General features: G+C 53.6%; 15 protein-coding genes. 7 read left to right on the top strand and 8 right to left on the bottom strand.

Annotated features, from left to right (window positions below):
- The first annotated feature begins 106 nt into the window (after positions 1 to 106).
- Complete coding sequence (locus ACSPJT_RS10550; protein ID WP_435892512.1) at positions 107 to 832, top strand: hypothetical protein; 726 nt, start codon at positions 107 to 109, stop codon at positions 830 to 832.
- A gap of 157 nt (positions 833 to 989) precedes the next feature.
- Positions 990 to 1,667, top strand: a complete 678-nt coding sequence (locus ACSPJT_RS10545; RefSeq protein WP_435892511.1) for a PEP-CTERM sorting domain-containing protein — start codon at positions 990 to 992, stop codon at positions 1,665 to 1,667.
- 64 nt (positions 1,668 to 1,731) lie between these two features.
- Here ACSPJT_RS10545 and ACSPJT_RS10540 read toward each other — a convergent pair whose 3' ends face one another.
- Together ACSPJT_RS10540 and ACSPJT_RS10535 are read right to left on the bottom strand one after the other, a co-directional pair.
- Complete coding sequence (locus ACSPJT_RS10540) at positions 1,732 to 2,526, bottom strand: hypothetical protein (protein WP_435892510.1); 795 nt, start codon at positions 2,524 to 2,526, stop codon at positions 1,732 to 1,734.
- A gap of 7 nt (positions 2,527 to 2,533) precedes the next feature.
- A complete protein-coding gene (locus ACSPJT_RS10535; RefSeq protein WP_435892509.1) occupies positions 2,534 to 6,568 on the bottom strand; it encodes a hypothetical protein in 4,035 nt (1,344 codons plus the stop codon).
- 175 nt (positions 6,569 to 6,743) lie between these two features.
- Between ACSPJT_RS10535 and ACSPJT_RS10530 the strand changes: the two genes are divergently transcribed.
- Together ACSPJT_RS10530 and ACSPJT_RS10525 are read left to right on the top strand one after the other, a co-directional pair.
- On the top strand, positions 6,744 to 7,493 hold the full coding sequence (locus ACSPJT_RS10530) for a DNRLRE domain-containing protein (protein WP_435892508.1): 750 nt from the start codon (positions 6,744 to 6,746) through the stop codon (positions 7,491 to 7,493).
- Between the two features lie 93 nt (positions 7,494 to 7,586).
- A complete protein-coding gene (locus ACSPJT_RS10525) occupies positions 7,587 to 8,330 on the top strand; it encodes a PEP-CTERM sorting domain-containing protein (RefSeq protein WP_435892507.1) in 744 nt (247 codons plus the stop codon).
- An 81-nt stretch (positions 8,331 to 8,411) separates the two neighbouring features.
- Here the strand turns inward: ACSPJT_RS10525 and ACSPJT_RS10520 are convergent, their stop codons facing one another.
- The gene (locus ACSPJT_RS10520) at positions 8,412 to 9,776 is read right to left on the bottom strand and encodes a discoidin domain-containing protein (protein ID WP_435892506.1); all 1,365 of its coding nucleotides are present in this window, start codon (positions 9,774 to 9,776) and stop codon (positions 8,412 to 8,414) included.
- Between the two features lie 34 nt (positions 9,777 to 9,810).
- On the bottom strand, positions 9,811 to 11,817 hold the full coding sequence (locus tag ACSPJT_RS10515; RefSeq protein WP_435892505.1) for a discoidin domain-containing protein: 2,007 nt from the start codon (positions 11,815 to 11,817) through the stop codon (positions 9,811 to 9,813).
- 97 nt (positions 11,818 to 11,914) lie between these two features.
- Between ACSPJT_RS10515 and ACSPJT_RS10510 the strand changes: the two genes are divergently transcribed.
- Positions 11,915 to 13,654, top strand: a complete 1,740-nt coding sequence (locus ACSPJT_RS10510; protein WP_435892504.1) for an SGNH/GDSL hydrolase family protein — start codon at positions 11,915 to 11,917, stop codon at positions 13,652 to 13,654.
- A gap of 61 nt (positions 13,655 to 13,715) precedes the next feature.
- Here the strand turns inward: ACSPJT_RS10510 and ACSPJT_RS10505 are convergent, their stop codons facing one another.
- Entirely contained in the window at positions 13,716 to 14,336 is a 621-nt protein-coding gene (locus tag ACSPJT_RS10505; protein WP_435892503.1) for a PEP-CTERM sorting domain-containing protein, read from the bottom strand.
- Between the two features lie 443 nt (positions 14,337 to 14,779).
- Here ACSPJT_RS10505 and ACSPJT_RS10500 point away from each other — a divergent pair, with 443 nt between their 5' ends.
- Both ACSPJT_RS10500 and ACSPJT_RS10495 read left to right on the top strand, forming a co-directional pair.
- A complete protein-coding gene (locus ACSPJT_RS10500; protein WP_435892502.1) occupies positions 14,780 to 17,251 on the top strand; it encodes a hypothetical protein in 2,472 nt (823 codons plus the stop codon).
- A 266-nt stretch (positions 17,252 to 17,517) separates the two neighbouring features.
- A complete protein-coding gene (locus ACSPJT_RS10495) occupies positions 17,518 to 18,672 on the top strand; it encodes a GNAT family N-acetyltransferase (RefSeq protein WP_435892501.1) in 1,155 nt (384 codons plus the stop codon).
- Between the two features lie 54 nt (positions 18,673 to 18,726).
- Here the strand turns inward: ACSPJT_RS10495 and ACSPJT_RS10490 are convergent, their stop codons facing one another.
- From ACSPJT_RS10490 to ACSPJT_RS10480, 3 genes are all read right to left on the bottom strand, one after another.
- A complete protein-coding gene (locus tag ACSPJT_RS10490) occupies positions 18,727 to 19,800 on the bottom strand; it encodes a sulfite exporter TauE/SafE family protein (protein WP_435892500.1) in 1,074 nt (357 codons plus the stop codon).
- Between the two features lie 118 nt (positions 19,801 to 19,918).
- Positions 19,919 to 21,256: a glycosyltransferase family 4 protein gene (locus ACSPJT_RS10485; RefSeq protein WP_435892499.1), complete on the bottom strand. Its 1,338-nt coding sequence runs from the start codon at positions 21,254 to 21,256 to the stop codon at positions 19,919 to 19,921.
- Between the two features lie 30 nt (positions 21,257 to 21,286).
- A complete protein-coding gene (locus ACSPJT_RS10480) occupies positions 21,287 to 23,473 on the bottom strand; it encodes a glycoside hydrolase domain-containing protein (RefSeq protein WP_435892498.1) in 2,187 nt (728 codons plus the stop codon).
- Positions 23,474 to 23,555: the final 82 nt, after the last annotated feature.

Here is a 23,555-nt window from a genome sequence, read left to right as displayed (position 1 = left end):
CGATCAAATCAAGAGGTGGCGGATTCGTTTGCTCTAAGAATCCACACTTCAGTATTATCTTTTCAATGATCGATTCGCAAAATTGCATCATGACTATTTCGTCACATTGTCAGCCCAGAAGCAGTGGAACGCGAGGGCGATGAATGGTTTCCGCAAGCAATTCGATGCCAGAGTCGCCAAGATGGTCGATGACCTGAGCCTCAATGCCAGTCAGGAAAAAGCCATGCGTGCCTACTATGCCGAGCAACTTGGCAAGATCGACATGGAGGCGCTGAACGACCTGGAAATCGATTCCCCCAAGATGAAGGAAATGGCCGCCGCCATCCGCGGAGACGGTCTGAGCGACCACATGAAAGCCTATCTCACTACAGGGCAGCTGGAGGGGATGAAGGCGATGCAGGAAAGAAAGCGGACGAGCCAAATAGAATCCGCTGCGCTGAAGAACCTCGCCAAACTTCAGGACACCTTGGATCTGACCCAAGAACAGCGAGACGCCGCCTACGCGGTGCTGGCCGAAGATGCGGAAAACAAGATCGCCAGCCGCAGCGATGCCGATCTGGTGGCACGCGAAGTGATGCGGGCGCAGGGCATACGCATGGATATGTCCGATCGAGATATGAGCGAGATGTTCAAAAGCCATCCGATTCACGCCGCCGACACCAGCGGAGATCCGCAATCGATGTCACTTAGAGTCAACGCACAGCGCCAGCAGAAAATCGACCGCAAAGTGCAGCTGATGTCCTCCGTGTTGACGGAGGCGCAGCTCACACGCTATCGCAAAAGCCTGGGCGGCGATCCCAATTCCGCCAGCATGACGATCGAGACGGAGTGATTGGTATAAAATCAGTTTTTTCTGCGAAAAACGGTTACTTGGCCTGATACCTCGTAAGACTTCGTTTTTTCACTGTTCACTTTCGGATGTTGAGAGAGTGAAGCGCAGTCAGGGGAGCTGAACTCCTCAATTTAACAAACAACAATTTAACCATCATATGAAATTAACAATAAAAGCCCAAGTGCTGGCAGCATTGGCTGTTTGCTCCATGTCAGCGAATGCCGCGATCACCTACATTGATGCAGCTGCAGGGTCCAATATCGAATGGCTTGATGCAGGCACTTGGAATTCGGACAACACTGCGTTCACATCCTTCAATGGAGGGTCAGCGAGCGCCAATGACAACAAATGGGACCTCCGCACATCCGGACCAGGAGCTAATGCCTCCGGTAACACCGCTTATAGCGCTGGACATACGGAGAACGGCCCTTCATTGCGAATGATTGTCTCCGGCCTCGATGCGGGGACGACCTATCAATTCTATCTCTATTCGATCAGAGCGGGCAATTCGGACATCATTCAGGCAACAATCAGCAACGATGTGTCAGCAACTGCAGCAGTGCCATCACTCACAACCTACCAGAATGGAACGGATGTGTTACAGAACGGTGACCTTGGTACCGAACCATCCGGTGACAGACGCAGCCGGATGACACTGGCACAGGTCAGCGGATCAACCAGCTATGCTGTCTATATTGATGATTTTAACGGTGATCCAGGTCCAGGCGACCGAGTGACGCTCGATGGCATCGGCTTTGAAGCAGTTCCTGAACCATCTTCTGCCGCCCTTCTCGGACTCGGTGGACTTGCGCTGATCTTGCGTCGCCGCAAGTAGGCTTGATTCTTTATTTTCAAAACCGCCTTCCTACTTTTGGAGGCGGTTTTTTTGCATCTGCGTCTCAGGGGGCTTTATCCATTTCCAGCACACTTGCTTTCAGGGTGCTGATGTCTTGGTTCCGCTGATTGCAGGTTAGAACGCTGACCTTCGTTTCTTTCGGTCGGCTGGGGTAGCAGATGATCGTTTGCACGAGTCCTTCACGAGGCGTGCCGCTGATTGCGCGAAGCTTCGTCCAGCTTTGCTTGTGTTGGGCGTAAATGACGGCATTTTGCCAAGCTTTGCCAGCCTTGGCGAAACTGAGCTGTTTTCCGGGGGCGATGATTTTCCTGCCGCCTCCTGCTTGGATACCGATGTTGTTAGAAGTGAGATTGAGAATGCGTGTATTACCTGCGGATTTGGCGGAGGTGGCATCGGTCAGGATTCTGACGGTGGGTTGCTCCCATGATGACTGACCGGGGCGACGGGTGAAGACCACGGTGAACACACCTTGATCAGCAGGAAGTTCGAGATCGATGAATCCCACTGCCTGTTGATCTTCACTGGCACTGCCGCGGGTAATGACGAGACGACGGCTCTTGAGCAGGTAATTCCGGGAGGGAACGTTAAGCATCATGGTCACAGGCTGGCTGGATTTACCTTTTTGTAGAACGAGATCCATGGGAGGGATGGCAGCCTCATCGATGAGTTTGCCTTTGGCGTTGTCACCAATGCCAGACATGACCACTCGCGGAGGCAGAGCGACGGCAAGAAAGCGTACGATGAGAGGCGGGCGTTCCTCATCATTCTGCTGGCCGTGAAGGGGAGGAGTGGTAGCTATGACAGCTAGGAGTAGTGCGCTGAGAAGGGTGGCTCGCATAGTGATGTTAGATCTCGTTTTCATTCAACCAGCGGAAGTGTTTGATCACAAATCGGCGACCGTACTCCCGGGATGATTCGCTGATTTTGGTATTAAATTCTAGTTCAGATGACGAGGGGTCTGTGGATGCGGAAACCAGAAGTGGTTCCATGGGGTCATCGGATGAGTTGATGTAATCAGGAATGCGCTGCACCACGGCCTCACACCATGCGCGTGCGAGCACAGTGTCGTCTGCGGCTCGGGACTCTCCATAGGCGCGGATGACAAAGGTGTCTCCCCGAGTTGTTAGGGATGATCCAATAGCGCTCAGAATGGCTCCCTGGGAGAGGTAACCGGGCATGCCGGAAGCCTTCCACTCCGGTGCCAGCCGCTGGTCCCCCCAGTGCTTGAATTGCTGGGTGGGGAGGGCGTCATCGGTGGTGTCCTTCTCGTTGCCTTTCTTGGTATGCAGGCTGTCGTTGATACCTGAAAGCTCAATGGCTGCTTCCATGGCGCTCATGACGGCACTGCCTTCTTTGCTGCTGAGTGAGGGGCGGCTGCTGACGTTGATATCCAGTAGCCGGCGATTGATGAAATCTGATAGACTGAGAAACGGGCCACGGAGTCTGACCTGCTTGACGATTTCTTCTGCCAGAGTTTCGATTTCCGCATCAGACAGCGCACGGTAGCCGCTGAAGATTTGCTCGGCCGAGTTGCTGTTGGCCTTATCCCCTGTGGCGATGCCAGGGAAATGGATGCCACTGAAGGGGGAGGAGCCAGAGGTGGGTGCGACGTTTCCATCGGCTGCCTTGCGCTGCAAGTTTCGCAGACTGCTGAGCATGTAACGCCATGCCTCGACGGAGGTGGAATTCACGTTGAAGGCTCCTTTGTTAGATAAGTATTGTGCGGATTTGTGGTAGGCGAATGAGACGGCGTCGGAGCCGGTCAAACCGTCGTCGAGTTTTTCGGTGGCTCTCGCAGTCACGCTACTGGCTCTGATGCCACCGGTGAGCAGAGACTTGGAAGGGTCCCAGATCGGGGCACCTGTCTCGCTATAATCAATGCCGGAAATGAAGAACCTGTCCCAGAGTTCGTGGTTGGCCTCGTAGGCGATGTCATAGACGAGAATCTCATCGTCCTGAGTGTGAGTTCCGCTGCTGAATCCTGGATCCCGAGAGATTTCTGCCGGGCCATTGGAAGCCACTTCTGAGTCCTGGATCAACCATCCCCAGCTGGCGGTTCCGTTTCTGCGGTTCTGATCCTGCCAGAGTGTGTTGTCTTTCCAGCGACGATCATTCTCTGGAGTGAGTAATGTTTTACCGAAAACTTGATTGGCTTTATCTGCAGTGGAGATGGTGGCATCTGAGGCAGAACGGCCATCGGCGAATCCATGTCCGATCACATAGTTAGGGTGCCATGGATGGAGGGAAAGCTGCGCGTGACGAAGGTCGGCGAGTGACATCATCGGGGAGCTTTTTCTGGGTAGATGGTAGAGGACGACGGCGGTCTCTGCATCAGGTTCGGTGGCTCTGCCCTCAGCCATGGAGAGCGGATTGGCGATGTAGTTCCCTTCGGATGAGAGGTAGGGGGCATCTCCTTCTGAGCCGTTCATCAGAGGGAATACGAATGGACGGTGATGAATGCCGGTGCTCCACCAGCCCCAGGTGGAGTTCTGCGTGGCCCAGCCGCTGTGGCTCATGGGTGCGCGGGGGTTCCAGGAGTTTGCGATCGCGAAATTACTGTAATTACCACCATCAGGCCCGTAGTTAAAGCCGCTCATCATGCCGTTGCCGCCCATTTCATCGTAGTAAATCAGACGGTTGCCGTAGCGCCAGAATCTTGGCGGCGGGCCAATATCTACTTTATCAAATTCTTTCAGCAGCTTGCCACCTCCGAGACCGTTTGCCACGCCGTTGGCTTTGGCGGCATTTTGGTACGATCCCATCTCTCCAAGCGCGAGTGTGAAATAGGTAGTGTGCTTAATGCGGTTCATATCGTAATACAAACCGCTGGGGTTGGGATTGATGTAGGCTACGGTGGGGTATTTTTTCGCGCTGCCGGCATTGAGGGCTATTTCCTGATAAGTCAGGCCGGAGAGGCGGCCATCGGTCACGGCCTTGAGCATGACTTGATCGCCGGTGCCCCTCTCGGGCAGCCAAAGATCGCCATTGAAGCCGTAGGTGCTATCTTTTCTGGCGATTTGGTTTTTAAACTCGAAGTAGTAGCTGCCTTCCCCTGGGGTGGCTTTGGGGGAGAGGATATTTTTGGAGAAATCGAAATCATAGAGCGCTGTGCCCCTGCTGCCGGGACTGGAAATTTTCCCTGATCCTTTTTGCCAGTCCGGCGAGAATACCAAGGTCTCACCCGGCTGAATGGTCACGGATGGCAGGGTGAAGCCGAAGTAGCGACGCACCTTGCCATTGTCCGGCACATGTGGGTTATTGTAGTTCGCATCATGCGCTCCAAAGAAGCTGATGAAGGCCCCGTCATTTCCCCCGCCACCACCGGCGGTGAAATGGCAAATCTGCGCTCCGGAGGACCAGGCATTCCCTGCGTGGGCATCCATCATACAGCCGATGAGGACGACGTAGGGAGGCGTTTTCATCGCAACGTTATAGGGGTTCCATAATTTGGCGGTGGGGTAGAGATGGCAACGTAGGCTGTAAGTTTTATTACTCGCTGTGGAGGCGCTGGTTTCGAAACAGGAGAAGTCGAAACCAAGACTGGCCTCGGCGAGAACCGGCTGAATGTTAGGCCGGTCAAGAGAGGTGATATCCGGTAAGGTTCCGCCCATCTCAGTGCGCTGGTAGTCGCCAAGGTCACGCTGGCTGGCGATGAGTGAAAAGTCCGAGTCACCCGGGAGCTTGTCGGTGAGCTGAATGATGGCCTTAGCCCCTGCAGTGCCAGCATTTTCCTGCACCAGATGGCGCATGAGTTGATATCGACGGAGGGTGTCGTATTGCGGGCTTGTTTTCGCATGGCGCGCACCGCGGATGATCGGATGAGTTCCCATGATTCCGTCCCTGCGTGAGGTATCAGACGCAGTGATTCCAGTGCGAGACATGGGCTGATTGAGAAATGCGGAAAGGTCCTTCTTGAACCCACTTTGGACAGCGTTGGTGAGAAGCCCCTCATGGTAAGGAGTGAGAGCAAAGTAAGTCTCACGCAGAGCATCACGCGCGGCTTGAGGAGTGCCTGCCAGCTTTGTCTGGGTTGCCTCATTGTAGGTGATAATTTTCCACCAGTGGTCATTGTCCACCTGATCGTAGCCAGTGTATTTGGCGTTGATTGAGAGATCGGTCTTCGAGGCTCGACGGAGAAGTTTTTGGTAGTCGGCATCAGCTACGGCGGGCATATCGTGACCAGGCTGGAGGTCCATACGCGCCTTCGTGCTCTCATCGCCCACCCAGTAGGCGTAGGCTCCTTTTTTAGAGCCCTCCTCAATTTTCACCAAGGGAGCGGCCACCGTTCGGGAGTCGCTACTGCTACCAAGACCCACCAATTCTACCGAGTCTGCAGCGGCAAGCGGAGCGGAGGGATCGAGGGTGGTGCCGGGCACTTGGCTGACCAGCCATGAGAGAAAAAGTTCATTTTTGATGTGATTTTCATCCGCACTTCTCAAATCCGTCAGGTAGTCCGGTGATAGATGCCGATCAACCACCGCCTTGGTCTCACCATCCTTGCGCACACGATATACACCCGTCCAATGAGCATTTTCACCACTGCCAGTCCCCGAGGTGAGTTGGCCGGATGGGGCGGTGGCGCGGTCATCGTTTCCAGCCTCACGCTGGAGCTGGGCGATCGCCATCATCAGCGCCATACGCGCATTCGCCTGAGCCTCGGTGTGGGCGACTCCGGTTTTCGCTCCCCTCGTCTCCAATGTCGCCAGGCTCAACATCGCCAGAGCAATCATCACGAGCAGCACCATGACAGAAATGGTGGCGATCAGTGCAAATCCGCGTTGTTGCCGACCATGATGCATCGCGCCCCCTCGTGCGATGCTCGTCGGGAGCAGACAGCTACTTTTTTCCAAGCGTGGTTCGATAAGCGATAAAGATGCCATTACATTATGTATTCATCCTGAGTCGTCGCTTTTCGCAAAAAAAATGATGGGATATATTTTTTCCACCTTTTTATGCGAAAACAATATTTTCAGGCTAATGCACAACAGGGAAATGAGTGCTCATATTGGTCGGCCTACGTTTCTTACCCAAAAACCCACATCAAATACTACCATCATGAAAACAATCCTAACTACAATGGCATGTGCTACAGTGTTGGCATCATCCTCTCAGGCGGCGAACATCGCATTGTCAGCCACGGCAGACACAACGCTCATACAGAATTTCGCCAATGGTAACTACGGTGGCAGAACTGAAGTGCTGATTGGACCGACTGGTAGTAGCCAGCAGCGCGCCGGACTCGTGCTCTTTGATACGTCATCACTAGCCGGAGCCACGATCAACTCCATGACCTTGCGATTCGTCCTTTTCCGTACCGCTGCCACAGGAACTTGGGAGGTCAACATGTTGCGCGAAGGCAACGCCGGATGGGTCGAGGGAACCGAAGTAGGGGGAACGGTAGAAGCCGGCACGGCGACTTGGAATCACAGGGCAAACCCCGGCACCAGCTGGCTTGGAGGCAATAGCGGGGCACGCCTCGGGACTGACATCTACGGCAGCATGGGCTCCTTCACCCTCACCAGCGGCACAGATCTCGTCGATGATGTGATCGACACCCCACTTACGGTAGGAGGCACAGGATTCACCGACCTTACGGCTCTCGTTGACCACTGGAACACTGGATCGAACAATGCCGGCTTTCAAATCTACGGAGGGGGAGCAGGAAATACTCAATGGGGATTCGACAGCAAGGAGGGAACCGGCGCCGCCCAGTTGATCATCGACTACACACCAGTGCCAGAGCCATCCAGCATCGCCCTGCTCGGTCTCGGAGGGCTCGCACTCCTGTTGCGCCGTCGCAAGTAGTAGGTGGAAATATCTCGGCCGAACTGATTCCAATGTTGCACTGCGATCATTAAAATTACTGATTTACCCAATAAACAAAAACCAATCCAATCAATGAATAAGAAAACCTTACTCGCCATGTCAGGCATGGCTGTCCTGTCACTCACGGCTCATGCTGCGGTTAGCGTCACGGAAAATTTTGACAGTTACTCCGCTGGAAACTTGAACGGTCAAGGAGGCTGGACCGGGCCTAATGGTGTCCAGGTATCCTCGACGGATCCGGGCTTCGGCATGTCGGGCAATGTGGCCACTTACGGTGGCGTTGATAATATTATGTCCCGCCCTATGGGAGCTACGTTCGATGACACCAACATCTTAGTCATGGAATACGATGTCCGTATCAATGGTGACGTCACTTACAACTATGTGCAACTGAACGCGGCCTCAGGTCTCGTGGCTGCATTTGGTGTTGAGCGTGAGAACATGACCCTCCGAGGAGCCGATGGTGGCACGCAGAACTTTGATCACAACTTATTAGGCGGTAACAATCATTACCACATGGTGCTGTCGATCGATCCCACCGCCTTTGGTGGAGCCGGTTCAGCGACCGCCACTTATGCGCTGTACACCGCAGAAAGCACTCTGGGAGTGGCAACTACTGCATTTTCAGGGGTGCAGCTGAATTTGGATGATGCGGGCCTAGCGCTTTCCGATGTGAACGGAATGGTTCTTCGCCAGCATAATGCAGGTGCAGCCGCATTCACCGATAATATCCAGTTCAATCAAGTGCCTGAACCATCATCAGCCGTGTTGGTGGGTCTTGGTGGCTTGGCCTTGATGCTGCGTCGCCGCAAGTAGTGCCAGCGTATCATTGTTTTCCAAACCGCTTCCCATCGAGGGAGGCGGTTTTTTTTGTGCGTAAGCAAGGGCTCAGACCTCTTAAGATTTCGGCCGAGTGCCGTAGGCGTTGACTCCACGGAGGTGAAGGTAGTCGGTTGTTTCCGGGTTCAGTCCAAGTTTGAGAAAGCGGGCTGAGACAGAGCTGTCTAACAAGATATCCCAAGCTGGTGCCGATTTTTCTGCACTCCAGACCTGAGTCCAATTTTCTTTGTCGGTGGACACCCATAATGTCAGGGTGGCGGCACGTTCTTGATTGTTGTTCCGGTTGGTGATTTGCAGTGCTTTCAACTGGCACGTCGCCTGTAGGTCGATGATGATGTGAGCTCCCTTTTCACTGGCAGTGTGGAAAGCGTAACCCTTGCCGGAAAATGGTCCTTTGAAAAGCGAGGCATGCTGTGAGGGATCGTCACCGTTCGATGAGGAGAGCGTGAATGTGGCGTAATCTCGGGTCAGATTTTCTCCGAGATCCTTGCCGTAGAGTGCCGAGTCGGTTGGCACAGATTCGCGCAGGGGTATCCCTGCCATGCGGATACCGTAGCGCAGCATGGCGATGCCGTTGGCACCTTTGGGATCGGCTTCATAGGCTTGCTGGAAGGCATTCCAAGCATCGTTGAGATTGCCTTCGGCTACCAGAGCGCGACCTTTGGCACCATAGATCAAGCAACGTTGTTGCGGGGTGTATGTAGGGTTGGCAAGGAGCCGATCTATTTCAGTGAGTGCTTGTTGGGTCTCATTCTTACCGATCAATTCACTGATGTGCCGAACAAACTCCCAATTGCGAAATGAGAGCCTGGCTTGCCAGCCTGAGCTGTCGTCAGGATCGACTTTCTTAAGCTGGTCGACGATTTTTTCTTCGTTGTTGAGGGATAGGTCGATTAGTTTTGTTAGGATAACCAGTTCCTGTTTGGGATCATTATCCGCACGGGACTTGGCAAGTTCATCCAATAGTGTGCGTCTTAGCTCCGCGGCCGCGAGGATGTGGTTGAGATGGTCAGCAAGTGACTCGGGAGTTGTTAGGATACGCAGCTCGCGTCCGCTGTAGCTCTTCAAGAGGTGCCCGTCCGAGCCATAGACTTGCACAGCCGGGTAGGTGGTGACGCTTTTCCAGCCCTTGTATTTTTCCTCCTCGGCTTTGGCGGCTTCCTTGTCGAGGCCTTGCTTGATCTCGATGTTCGTCAGGATCACCGGATGTTTGAGCGATGAGGAAAATGTCTCGCTGCGCCAGATTTTCTCACCAAAAAGTCGGCTGGCAGGATGCCATGAGCTCCCGTGGACAAAGACAGCGATAGGTTTGTTAGAAGCCTTCGCCTCGGTCAGAGAATGAACAAAAGTATCCACCCGCGATGGGGCGGCGTGTGAGAGCTGAAACGAAAGCAGTGAAGCTGCAAGAAAGCGGACGAACATAAAAGAGTAAGTTTGAGATGAGAAATCCTAAAGGCTAATTCTGTTTCTTGCCGTAGACGAGAAACTTGTGGAAATGCAATGGCTCATTGTTGTTTTGAATCACCCGCACATAGCCGGCGTCAATGTCCTTGTCGGCGAGATCGATCCGATTGATCTGGCTGACTTTGCTGAGGGTGTGGGCGTCTGTCCAGTCGGTGCCATTGATTGATGTCTGGATGATAGCTCCTCTGAGTCGGCCGATGTTCCCGCCGCGCGTCACGATGACCACACCGGAGATCCGGCCGTAGTTTCCTAACTGAATGGTGGCGGTGGCGGGCTTGGCATCGGTGTGGAAATCGCCACCGTGTTCTTCGATCACACCCCAGTGACGAGACGGGTTATCCCATCTGTTTCCAGGCTTCTGAATTCCAAAGGTGCCTCCGGAGCTGAGCAAGATACCGGGGAACTTGTCCGGCTTGATTTTGTTCTCAGGAAAGTTCTTCGCGGTGAGTTTGCCGATGTATTGGAAGGTGGCCTTGTCGCCGCGTTTGGCGGCATCGGGAAGGATCTTGGCCGCAAGGGTGTCGATGACTTTGGCGAAGTTATCAGTCTTGCCTTTGGAGAGTGACTTGCCGATCGCAGCGAGGAACGTTTGCAGGCGTTTCTCATCCTTGTCGACTCTTCCCAGCTGGTTTGCCAAAATATCGGAGGTGAACAAATTTTTCTCAGCATGAATGGCAAAGAGACTGGCCATGAAGCTATCTTGGGCTACCACATCTTTACCTAACAGTTGAAGCTGTCGGTTGATGGCGTGTTCATAGTCCCAACGCGCGAGTCCCCAGTCCTGAGAGGCGCGTTGCCAAGCCAGGAGTATATTTTTGCGAGCGGCTATGTTCTTGTCGCCCTCCGGCAGCACCTTCGGATAGATGAATTCATCCAGCAGGTGGAATGCGACTTCGCCGCACGCTGGAGCGAGGAATTTTAGCACGTCTTGATGTAGTTCCTGCCACTGGGAATCAGCGGCTTTGCTGTCGGTAAGAATCTGCACGGACTGCTGCCAAGTTTCCCAATCGAGAGGATGCTGGGTGCGTGCCATACGTATGGTGGCGCGTGCCTTGGTATAGTTTTTGTTAGAAAAATGGTAATCGGCAAGCCGGCGCAGATCGCCCGATGCGTGGGCACCGCCTTGATCTTGTTGAGCTTTGGTGGTGAGCATGTGCCACCCCCAAGTTGAACCGTAGAAGGAGGTGTGCGTGCCGCGTTTCCAAGAGAGGGAATAGGCTGGCTGCCAGTTCTCGGGTTTGGTCAATACGGCATAAGCGCAGTGCCCCGGTTCGCCCATGGTGACGGCGGGGATTCCGTTGGCGATGGCAGCGGCTGCGCCAAAGTTAGAGAGCGATCCGCAAACGCCTCCGACATTGCGAATGATCTCGGCGTAGTTGTCCCAGCTTTCCTGAAATGGCGCGTAGTAGTTCGGGCCATGGATGGAATCGCCGAAGGGGTTAAGCAGAATCCAGCGCGCATACCAGCATGCACCGGTGTATTTCTCAGCCGGCAGACAGACCTCTTGGTTCTGGTATTCCATGGATTCCATCGAGTTCAATCCACCGTGCTGCACCCCGCGCGCGAGGTAGCGGCGCTCGAAGACGCTGATATCTTCATACATGACATTGAGCAGGCCGTATTTCCACTTATCGCGGAAGTATTCGTAGCGCGGCAGCATTTCTTCGGCCGTCCAGTTTCGGCGGGGTCCTTCGAGCGCACAAGCAGTCGCCATCTGGCGGTCGACCTTTCTCGAAGCCAGCGACTTATCCGTTTTCCAAATCTCGAAAAGCAGCTGGATCACCTTGTCCGGATCAGTCACAGGGCCGGAGTCGTTGAGCTCGCGCTGCCATTCCTCGGAAGAAAGCAACTCTCTGGTAAATACCTCGCCGTCCTCAAGTTTGGCTGCGGCGATCATGGTTTCCGTCTGTTGATTCAGCAGCTGGCTAGCCGATGGCGCGGCAATAAGTGCCGAGCAAGTCGCCAAGAACAAGGGGAACAGTGGGATGAATGATTTCATAATGGTGTGGACGCAGAGGAATACTGCCAACTATCCAGCAATCTTAGGATAAAAAAATTGAATGGCGGAACGTGTTTGATCAACGCTAGGTTCAGCCATGCAAATTTGGAAGCTCACATTCGCTTGTTTCGTGATCGTAGTACAGCAGGGTTGGGCTGAAATCAAATGGATTGACCCAGTGCAAGACGGCACCTGGCTTGTCGAAGGTAGAATCACTCAAGAACCTGGATACAAAAGACTGCCAGCTGCGGCCAAAGGCAAAGTTCGCCCGCCTGTGTGGGGGCTCAGCCAGCATTCTGCAGGTCTTAAAATTCGCTTTTGGAGTAACTCCCCCGAAATCCATCTGAAATATCAGCTGACCAGCTCACTCTCGATGCCGCACATGCCCGCGACCGGTATTTCCGGCTTTGATCTCTATCGTCGCACTTCTGAAGGGAAACAATTCTGGGTCGCGTGCAGCAAACCCACTAGCCAACAAGGCAAAATCAAACTCGCCGCTGGTCTGGCTTCAAACCCGCGTGTGCCAGCTCTCTACACCCTCTATCTTCCGCTCTATAATGGGGTGCAATCGCTCCAAATCGGTGTGCCCGAAGGCAAATCCCTTGAGCCCGCTGCCGTTAATATCCTCAAGCCGATCATCGTTTACGGCACCAGTATCGCTCAAGGTGCCTGCGCATCTCGGCCAGGTCTGGCATGGACCAATATACTGGAACGAAGGCTCGACTGGCCTGTCGTCAACCTCGGCTTCTCCGGTAACGGCCGAATGGAGCCAGAAGTGGCTGATTTCATCTTGGGAAAAGATGCCGCCGTTTATGTCATCGATTGTTTACCGAACATGAACGCGCAAGAAGTACAACAGCGCATTGCTCCATTGTTAGATCGTATTCGAAAAACGCGACCACATACACCCGTTTTGTTAGTTGAAGGTGCTCCACGCGACAACGCCCGCTGGAATCACGACGGAAAAAATCCCCTCGCCGCGGAATGGGCTGCGCTACGGGGAGAGTATGAAAAACGCAAAGTCAGCGATAAAAACCTCCACTACCTCGCCGGTGAAAATCTCTTAGGCCAGGACGGCAATGCCACCGTCGATGGTGTGCACCCCAATGACATCGGCATGATGCGTTATGCCGATGCTTACGAAAATACTCTGCGCCCTGTCCTCGGTTTGAAATCCAAGGACGTCATCGACGGAGTGCCCGCCACCCCACAACTGCGTGAGATCCCAGGATACAATTTCATGTTACGCCACCAGCTTATCTTGGCACGAAACCGAGCGGTCAAATCCGACGTTGCTTGGCTTGGCGACTCCATTATCCACTTCTTCGGCGGCGAACCCGAAGCTCATCTCGCCCGCGGAGCCGACGCATGGGGAAAGCTCTTCGCGGAGCACAAAGTCGCGAACCTTGCCTATGGCTGGGACCGCACTGAGAACGTGCTCTGGCGCATTCAACGCGGCGAACTCGATGCCATATCCCCCAAAACGATCCTGCTGTCCATCGGCACCAACGACCTGTCCATCGGTAGAACACCACAGCAAGTCAGCAACTCGATTCTCAACTTGGTGAGGGAAATCAAAGCTCGCCAGCCAAGCGCTCGAATCATCGTGACTGGCATCCTCCCACGGGGAAATCACATGCAAAATGTCATTGCTACGAACGCCGTTTTACAGAAGACGGCTCAGCAACATGGCTATCAATACCTTGATCTAACAAGTGCTTTTCCGCTGGTGGAGAAGAACGGCAAAAGAGTCCTCAGCGGCATGAATGGCGACCAGCTCCACCCAAATACTGAGGGCTACACCCGCATCGCTGAAATCGTCGCCAAACATCTCTAAAGAAAACACCCACCCGTCCAGCTGGAGGAGTGAGTGTTAGAGAAGAGGGAATCCAATTGCCTTACTTCCTACGGCGTAGGATCAAAGCAAGGCCGCCAAGACCAAGCAGTGCGGATGAGCTAGGCTCGGGCACAGCTGCAGGTTGTGAGAAGGTGGCAAAGCCGTTGGTTGGCACCTGTCCAGGGTAGGCGATGCTGTCGACTAGGGCGCCCACGCCACCAGTGCCATTATCGGCGTAGAAATTGACGGTGAAATTACTGAGGCGTTCTTGGCAGCAGCCGTCCCCACGCTGCCAAATACGCACTGTTACAATATCAAAAGTGCCCCCGAGGTCGACTTGGCCGACGACTCCACCGACTGCTGGGATGGTAGCGGTTCTCCTGGTCCAGGTGTCGATCCCCCTTGAAGCACTGCCATTGATCAAGTTCCCATTAGCTCCATGAAACGTGTCGCCGGATACTGTCGTGGCACTTGCGCCCTTGGATGTGAGCGCTAAATCGTTGATCCCGTCGAGCCCTGCTCCTGGAGTCACTCCGGTCATAAAGGCTTCAACTTCTCCGACATGTAATGGGATTCCTCCAGTCCCTTGCTCTATGGTAAATTCAATAAAGCGGATGAGCGTGGCGTTTGCGGAGATTGTGGTAAGGCAAGTAGCTGTGAGTAGGGTGGCGAGGAGTTTCATTGGAAATTTTCACCCTAAGAAGGGGGAATGCATTGTCGAGATAATTGTCATGCACGGACACTGGGCTTATTGTTAATAAGCCGACAGGAGCCCCCCAGCAAAGCTATATCAATGCATCTCAATAAGTTGATGGAACGATAAATTGTTTTCTGTCTTGTCATCGATCGCTCTGGATCGTAACTAACAGACATGTTCACGATACGTCCAACCTTTGCGCCAAGTTCGCGCGGAATCTGACGAACGGGTTTTTGTTAGCAAACAGCCCTGACGTAGGGTTGTGTGCGAATGTCTACTAACAGGATTCTTTTAGTTCCGCTGTATTCGGGCTGAAATATGATCAGTTGCTAGGCAGGTGTTGTTTCATCTCTATTCCTACCGGGAGAATTGTGTCCCGGCATCTCGTGGCCTTTTTGTGCCCGAAATCTAACCATTTATATATCACCGTGAAACCGGTATCATCCATCATCCGTCGGAGCGACGGACTTCGAACATACGACGCTTGCTTTAGGAACGTCAAAACAGGAAAGGGTCAGAAGACCCGTATCGCGGAAAGCCGACTCCGAAGGCTGCGTCCGTATGACTCCGTGCGCCCATTGAACAAGGGCGAGCAAGAGCTACTCCACGCATGGTCTCTATTGGGAAAGGCGACGCTCTCACGCAGAACCTATCGTCTGCTCGTCACCATTTGTGCTCAAACCACCGCCGCGCCGCTGCGAGTGGCCAGACCTACTCCGCGACTTACCAGCTCACCCACTGACATCCGTCCGTGGTTGTGTGATCCTTCAGCCATCTCCGATTTATTTCACCAGCTGAAAAAATTCGACGCTGAGATGCCGAAAGACAAAAGGCTATGTGAAGCTTCAGATGACTCGATCACCTACGACCCGTGGTTCTTGCATCGCAGCGGGGAAAAAATTCCACTCGGTGAAAATGAAATCGCCTCCATGGTCTGGGAACGTGTGGCCGGATTCACTCACAGACTATCTTACTCCGAACTTCGCCGTATTGAACATGCCTACCTGCGTCACATGCAAGAACCTGGCTGGCCGGAGCTGGTTGATATCATCCTCGGTCACACCAAGGGCGAAACCGGTCTGAACTGGCTTCGGCTGTTTGCCTCCCTGCCCATCAGCAAGCGGCGTGAAGAAGTCGAGTTCTGGATGATGCAGTATCCTGATCTTACTCACTGCCCGGGGGCGTTGGTTTATCTGGCGAAACCGGCTTTGATGTTAGATATGAGTAAGGCTCGCGCTCTTCATTACCTTTGGCACGGCCTGAACGATGGAGCTGAGAGTGATCAACTGTGTAACGGTATCTATCTCTGGAAACAGTTCAAGTGGACCTATTTCCCGCGAACGTATCCAGGTGGCACGGTGGATGTGGAATCACTGATCCGACTCACCAAGTTGCTGACCACACGTGAGAATCATGGCCGAATTGCTCACGAGACATGGCAGGCGATGCATCAACAACCGGTGTTGCAAGAGTCCTTCGATGCCCTAAGCGATGAGCCCTATGGCCACCGTGGCTGGCTGTTTTTTATTCTTCGTGATGCCCGTTATGCTGAGCGGGACGATGCGCTGTGTGAGTCCTTCAACCATGACTTTGCCGAGGTGAGTCGGATTCTGCTAGGAATAGCACCTGAATATCGGGAGAAGGCGAGTTACTACTTTGTTTACGCCTACTGGGACCGTTCAGCCAAGCTCTCTGCCGCAGATTTGATGCGCCATATTGCCATGCTCTGCAGCAAACCATTTACCACTACATCAGATGGCGAGGCACTGTGGTGCAAGCTCGTCAGCGTCTTGGATGCCAACGAACTGCCGATATCGAGCTGGAAACGGATCGATAGCGCAAGCCGGTCGCGCAACCAAAGTAACTCGATCGAGAACGGTCTGGATCTACTCAATTATCCACTCCTTCGCCCGCTTCTGAAATCCGCCATGAATTGTCGGGTCCGACTGTGCTTGGAACTACTCAGGTTGGCCGGTCAGTCGGCATCAGCGCAAGTAAAGAGGGCTTATGAACTTTTCCAACAGCATCCACTGATCGATGTCAGCCTGAAGCAATCGACCGATCTCGAAACCTTCGGGCATCTAGTCGGTGAGAGCAAGGATCTGCGCATCTGGAAAAAACACCTAACAGGAGAAAAGAAAATCCGCACCGAATCAGCTGAACGGATCTACCAAGAGCTGGAGGGCAGCCGCATTGAAATTCTGTTGCAGTATCTTAAAGAGGAAATCACACCGCCAGTGAGTGAATCAGATGATTTGCAGCTACACACAAGACTGTATGCGAACGCTGCCGATGAAAACCGCCGAGCTTACCGGAAGCTGATTCGCCGGTATAGCTCCAATGGCGAGAGCGGTATCCTATTTCACCCGAGTAACCAATATTGGCTCCGCACGCATCGATTCGTTAGACAGGGGATCTGGCTGACAGGACTGCGTGCGGAGATCGTTCTAACAGATGGCAAGCGTGTGTTCCTGGAAATGGAGCGCCGCTTCGAGCAAGTTCTGAAAATGGGCACCTTGGTGAACAGCTGTCTGGCACTCGATGGCTGTAACTCCCACTCGGCTCTGGCCAATGCCGCCGACGTGAACAAGCAGGTGGTGATGGCGTACGATGAGGACCAGAAATTCATCGGTCGGCAATTGGTCGGCATCGCCGAGGAGCGCAGGTTGGTGTGTTTCGATGTCTACGGGCAGCGCAGCCAAGAACTGATGCCGGCTTTTGCAGCCTTTGACAATCAGCTCGAAAAGCTCATGGCTCTACCCATCCACCGAGAAGGTGAATACCAGCTAAAGCCGCTGGTTTGCCGCGAGTGGTATGACGATTACTCATGGCAGCCACCGGAGCAGAGCGATGCCAAAATCATCGATATGCAATGGGGCGGGAGCCGTGGCACGGCTTAGGTAACGATTCTTTCTTAGCCATGAAATCGGTTTTGATCCGGAGAAAAAGAATCTCCCGCGCTCTGCGGGCAGTTCGAGCAGAAGTCATCATTGCGGGCCATCACCACGGAACAGGAGAGTGGATCATATAGAGTATGTCGAGCCATCAAGCGGCTTTTGGTTGTCAAAATAGCGGATAACTTTATAAAAACACTTTAATTATTGTCGTTTTTGTATAATTTGGAGCGGTTGCGATCTACTGGCAACAAGCACCCTCCTTACATGTTATGCCGACCATTAGCGCCGCTCCAGCACCCACAAAACCTAAGTCAGGCCCCGTAAGTGTCCGACTTATTGACTCATGGGAGAAAGCCAATGAGACGCTGCGGCCACACTGGGACGCATTGGTAATGTCTTCCTCCTACCCCAATTTTTTTCAAACATGGGATTATTTAGACACTTGGATCAAACATTCCGGTGGAGAATTTACGCCACACATCTTGGTTGCCGAGCAGGCAGATCAAGTCGTGGCGTTGGCTCCGATGGCGGTCGGGCCAGTGGGATCAGGCGGGAAGAAGTGGATGCGGCAGCTTACCTTCCTCGGCTGTGGAGGAGCGGGACTTTCCGAATACCTGGACTTTCTCATTCCTGCAGGACAGGAGGCTGAAATTCTACCGCTTCTCTTACAAGAGCTCAAACAGACGGCCAAGGGAAGTTGGGACGTGATGCGGCTACCGATGATGCACGACCAGAGCGCTAGTCTCAAAATACTCGACGACCACACCCCTCAGTCATTTACTGCCAAGTTAGAGAAGACGGAGGAAAACGCTTCCCCTTTTGTTAGTATTCCCTCCAGTTGGGACGATTACATGGCAGGAAGGTCCGCCCAGTTTCGTAGATCCGTCCGTAGAAAATGGAATAAGCTGCACAAGAATCACGGGGTGAAGCTCATTGAGGCCGGTAAAGACATGCCTGTAGCCGAGGCAATCGAAGAAATCATCCGTCTGCATGAAGCTCGCTGGGGCGACGATAGCCAGGCCTTTTCCGACGACCGTTTCGCGGAAATTCATCGCGATTTGGCGCCCAGGTTGGCTAAATCGGATAGACTCTCGATGTTGTTGTTAGAGGTAGATGGTGAGATTGTGGCCGGCCGATATGATTTTGTGTTCAATGGGATTCTGTGGAATTACCAAGGCGGCTGGTTGCCAGAGCACCGCAACCTCTCGCTAGGTGTGATTATGCTAGCCTACTCACTCCAGTGGGCGATTGATCGTGGACTCAAAGAGTATGATTATCTCGCCGGTGAGCACGATTACAAGAGCTCGTGGGCCGACGATGAACGCATTCTAACAAGCTACGAGATGATCAATCCATCCAGCGTGCGCGGCACGGTATTTAACCGAGTGCGTGGCATAAAGCGGAGGCTCGTTCCAGCCTCCTGATGGTTTGAGCAGAGTTGCTAGTGAACACTTGAGTTTCAGAGGTGCTATCCAGGTTTATTTCGAACTAGAATCCTCTTGAATGGCCGCCAGGTTTGTTCCCGTGAGCGAGCTTTGGGTGGTTTGAGCGAGAACATCGTCGCCCCCTAAGACCGCTCCCCATGCGCGTAGTTTTTCGAAGCCTAATAAAAATACGACGACGGCGATGATGGAGCCTGTCAGTCCGAGAACTCCGAGGCTTTGGCTCTCCTGAACCAAGGTCCAGACAAGTTGGCCTACGCACAGCACAGCCACTACGATCAAGGTGGGTTTGCGTCCAATAAGATCCACTACGAAAACGCCAAGCGGGGCACCAAGTGCGACCACGGGTGCGGCGGCCAGCCAATTTCCATAGACACCGGGTTGCACTCCCGTGAAAGCTAATTTGGTGAATATGCCGAGCACCGAGCCATAGGCCATGATGACGACGGATGTAGGGATCGCGATTTTAAGATCCGCACGGCAGAGCAATACCAGCACGGTGTATAAAACCATATCGACTCCCACTCCTGAGACGGAAACGACAGCTGCACCTGCCAGAAGCCCCACGAAGAATCCCGCCTTGTGATCCCAGTGCTCGTCGAAATCAGTCATTCCCTCGTGAGATGCAATTTCACCAATCCTCCACAAGTGCAGAAGGCCAAAGCTGCCCCACACAACGGCGAAAACGATTTTGATGTGGAGCCCTGGCACCCACGGAGCAACCAGGAAAATGCCCAGAGGCAGACCGATGGTGATGCCTAACAGCGCACCCTTTAGCATCGCTCCCGCCAGCGGCTGACGTCTCGATAAAATAAAAATGGCAGCGCTGCTCATGCCGATCGATTGCACCGCGAAACTGAAATCGCGGCCCAGCTCTGCCGACTCTCCAAAGAGCAGCACTAAGATAGGAAATCCGACGGTTCCTCCACCCATCGGCGTTGAACCGGCAGCGTAGCTGCCAATCGCCATGGCAGCGGCCATCGGCCAGTGTGTGACCACTTCATTCCATTGTCCGTCATGAAACACTAACCACGACCAGACCAGATAGAATCCGGCAAGAGTCAGAAACCAGATCCAGAGTTTGGGTTTGGGTGGTTGGAGGATAGTCATTGGGCGGCGGCAGATTGCAAAGCCGTAGCCAACAAATCAAATCCTATTCATGCTCTATGATCACTTATTGTGCTCGGCAGTCTGCTGACGGCTGGATCCGAGTTGTTATGACGAGACCTTAACAAGCAATCACATTGCCCTTCGGACTGATGGCAGGTGAGATTTGGTGGATCGGCGCGGGTGAATTGTTATCGTTCTTAAGGCCTGCTTTGGCTTGGTCGTGGAGGTTCTTGAAGATATTCACCCGATCAAAGCTGAGGGCGAACTTCCGGGCAGAGGCTGAAAGAGAGGCGAGTTCTTCATCGGTCATATCGTGCGCTTGGTCGAGACAGGCTCTAAGGGAGTCGCTGTCGCCTGCCGTATGAGTCAGGCAATGGCCTCCGGATGCTTCTGGAATGCCGCCGGTGGTGGTGGTGATGACGGGGCCAAGTCCGCCTGCTAGCATTTTTTCCGCCACGGCGATGCCGAATGTTTCCACGAACTCTGTCTGCGGTTTGCTAGGCAGGCACCAGGCTGAACAAGCGTGCATGAGATTGCCTTTTTCTTCATCGCTGACATCGTCTAACACCCGAACGTCACCCAGCTTGGCTGCCTCCTCTCGAATGGCGTCTTTGGCCGGGCCGTTACCACAGATGATGAGTTCCTTGCTGCCACGGAATTTACAACCTTTCCAGGCGTCTAACAAGTCATCGACACCCTTGGCCGGAGCGATGCGCGAGAGGAACATAACATAACCATCGTGTGTTAAATGACGTTTTTCCAAGACTGCGGCAATTTCATCTGGATTACTTTCGATGTCCACGTAGCTCTTGGAATCGATGGCAGGAAAACTAATTTGGACACGTTCTTCCAACTGTTGAGCGAACTTGGTGCCGAGCGCCTGATCGACCTGCTCACCAGCTTCGATGATGAGATCTTTGGTAAACTGGCTGACTGCCACAGGAAGATCGTGGGCAAGGTAGTTAGAAAGCACCAACTGAGCAGCCCCGAGCTGACCGCTGGCCAGTGCGTTGCCCACGACGTTCGTGATGTCTGAGCCCACGGCTTCGCCAATGGTGTAAGCGCGGGCGGAGGTGCCGGAATTGTTGAAACTGCGAACGGCTTCCATGACCATGAAACCATGAGGCACCAGGTAGAGGTCCATCAGAATGGTGTCGCCATCGAAGGAATGCAGCAGATCCACCAGGTGGCCACTGATGCCTAGAGAAATTCGACCGTCGAGCACTTTGTAGTCGCCAACAGCATCAGGGCGGTCGATGTGAATTCCCGGAGAGTAGGGAGAAATGCTTTCGATGGGTTTCAGTGGAAGTCCTGATTTTTCCAGAGTATCAAGTTGGTAGCTGACGATGTGAACATTCTCTATGCCCGCTGAAATGGCTGCTTCGGCAAGGTTCCGGGCCTCCGTAGAGTGACCGCAAATGATAGGATCTGCTCTGACAAGTATGACAAGGTTCATGGTAAAATAGTTAGGTGTGGTGAGTATGTGTTAGGGCGTAAAACTGGGCGGGAGATGGTGTTGGCCGAAACCAGAAGGCGTGGATGTCCGATGCAGCACGAGGTGGCCTCCAGACTGAAATTCGGAGATGTTCAACCAGGCACGTTCTAGAGGTTTGCCATTGAGTGTGGCGGTGGAGATGAATGGTTTCTCGGCTGAAGCACCTGGGCTCTCGATGGTGAAGTCACCGCCGGGCAGATGCAGTGTGGCTTTTTCAAACAGCGGACTCCCGATCAACATGACCGGCTGACCAGTGACGGGGAAAATTCCACAAGCACTCCAGACGAACCATGAGGACAGGCCGCCGGAATCGTCATTGCCAGGGAGCCCGCCGCGTCCGGTGCCGAACTTCGATCTCATGACAGCCTGAACGATTTCCGCCATGCGGTCATGTTTGCCAACGTAAAGATAGCTGTATGGCGCCTCCATGTCTGGTTCGTTGTTGAGGCCTTCAAAATGGAACACCCGCTGACCGGGCGATGGATAACGGAAGCCAAAGAAGAGATCTAACAATTCAGTGTAGCGCTCCACACCACCGGCAAGTTTGATTCTTCCTTCCATGTCGTGGATGAAACGGAATGAGTAATTCCAATTCTCACCTTCGTAGTAGGTGGAGTCCTCTTTCAACAGACCGCTTTCTGGATCGAGAGCATTCTTCCAGTGCAGGGAAAGCTGGGCGGCGGAGTCGTGGATGACTTGATCACCCAGGCCGCGTGCCATGCGAGCCAGGCAGAAGTGTGCGTAGGAAATATCGAGCGTGTGTGAGAGTGGGGAGACCACCTCGTTACGGGCGTAGTCCCCGAACTTGCTTTGACGGCCCTTGCCGCTGCGACTGGTTTTCCAGAGAAGCTTGAGGATGAGGTTCCAGTCGGCGTCGATGTTTCTGAGTCGAGCATCTTCGAGGATCATGTGGCAAAGACCGGTCGCTTGCTTGGTGAAGCGATCGGGACTGCTGTCCATGAGATAGCTCACAGGGAAGCCCCCTTCGCGTGTAGCCACCTCTGTTAGGAATTGAGAGAAGTCGGACCCGCGCTCCGGCCACAGGGTCATCATCAGAGGTAGCTGGGTTTTATAGAGGTCCCAGAGAGTTGATAAATCGAAGAAAAACGGACCAGGTTGGTGACGGAACGGGTTTTCGTTTTTAAAATCCGCTGGTTTGATACAGGAGTGATAGAGAGCCGTGTAGAAGGTCTGTCGTTGAGACTCCGTGCCGCCGCTAATCTCAATTTTCCCCAGCGTGTCCTGCCATTGCTGCTGGGCGTCTGCGACAATGGATTCGGTGCTTCTTTCGCGAAGTTCCTCGCAGAGATTCTCGGTGCGTTTTGGGTCTTGCAGGGAAAAGGAAAAGGTCAGCTCCATCAGGGGGCAGCCTTCCTCCACAGCACTGAAAACGAATCCAAAGGCCGGCTGGAATTTTTGTTTGTCGAGACCGAGTTGATACTCACTTTCTCCTTCGAGAAGTTGGTCATCCTGCCAGAGAGAGGCACGAGCTCCAGGACATTGGCAGCTGAAATGAATCGGCACACCTTCCATGTGAATGGTGCCTGAAACACGATCGGGCGCATCGATTCTCAACGATCCCCCCTGTGGGTAACTCTGCATGCCGTCGATCAGAAGTCCTCCGGCGGAGGCATCGATAGCGACGTGGGGTTTGGCTCCATCAGGGAATCGATACTGATGTCTAACAGATCGAGCGGTCGTAGTCACCTTGAAGTGAACACCGGACTGCTCGAATAACCCGGAATAGACCCCCGGACTCGCCTTTTCCTCAATCAACGTTTGCGGATCGTGGCGCGACTCCAGTGACGATCCGGTCAGTGGTGTGGTCAGAAGATAATTGTAATAAACTCGAATACGACCCGTGCCCGACTGTTGGAAATGAGCAATGCCGTAGGCACGGTGGTCGGGATGCAAAACGGGTGGTGTGTTCCCATCGAGCGAGAGATCATATTTCCCATAGCCTGTAACGTAACCCCCTGAGTAGGCACAGGCGGATACCATGCCAAAGGGGAGTGTGGCTCCTGGGTGTGTGTTTCCGATCGGTGGTTTGGGCGTCCACCAGCGACCGGCGATACCCGTTGCCTCAGGCAGATCATAGGCAGCCGATCCGATGAAAGGATCAACGGAATCGCATAAATTCGGGGCAGATGCTTGTTTATGGCTGTCGGCAGGAGTCACTCGAAAATGGGTAGAGCAAAAAGCGTGCCTACATTTTCAATCACGTCCTTGAGTCTCGGAATCCGTGTGACAAAAACGCCCA

This window comes from Oceaniferula spumae (assembly GCF_042849255.1).
GTDB classification, from domain to species: domain Bacteria; phylum Verrucomicrobiota; class Verrucomicrobiia; order Verrucomicrobiales; family Akkermansiaceae; genus Oceaniferula; species Oceaniferula spumae.
The sequence above is the reverse complement of the archived record's forward strand: the minus strand, read 5'-3'. Positions and strand labels throughout refer to the sequence as shown.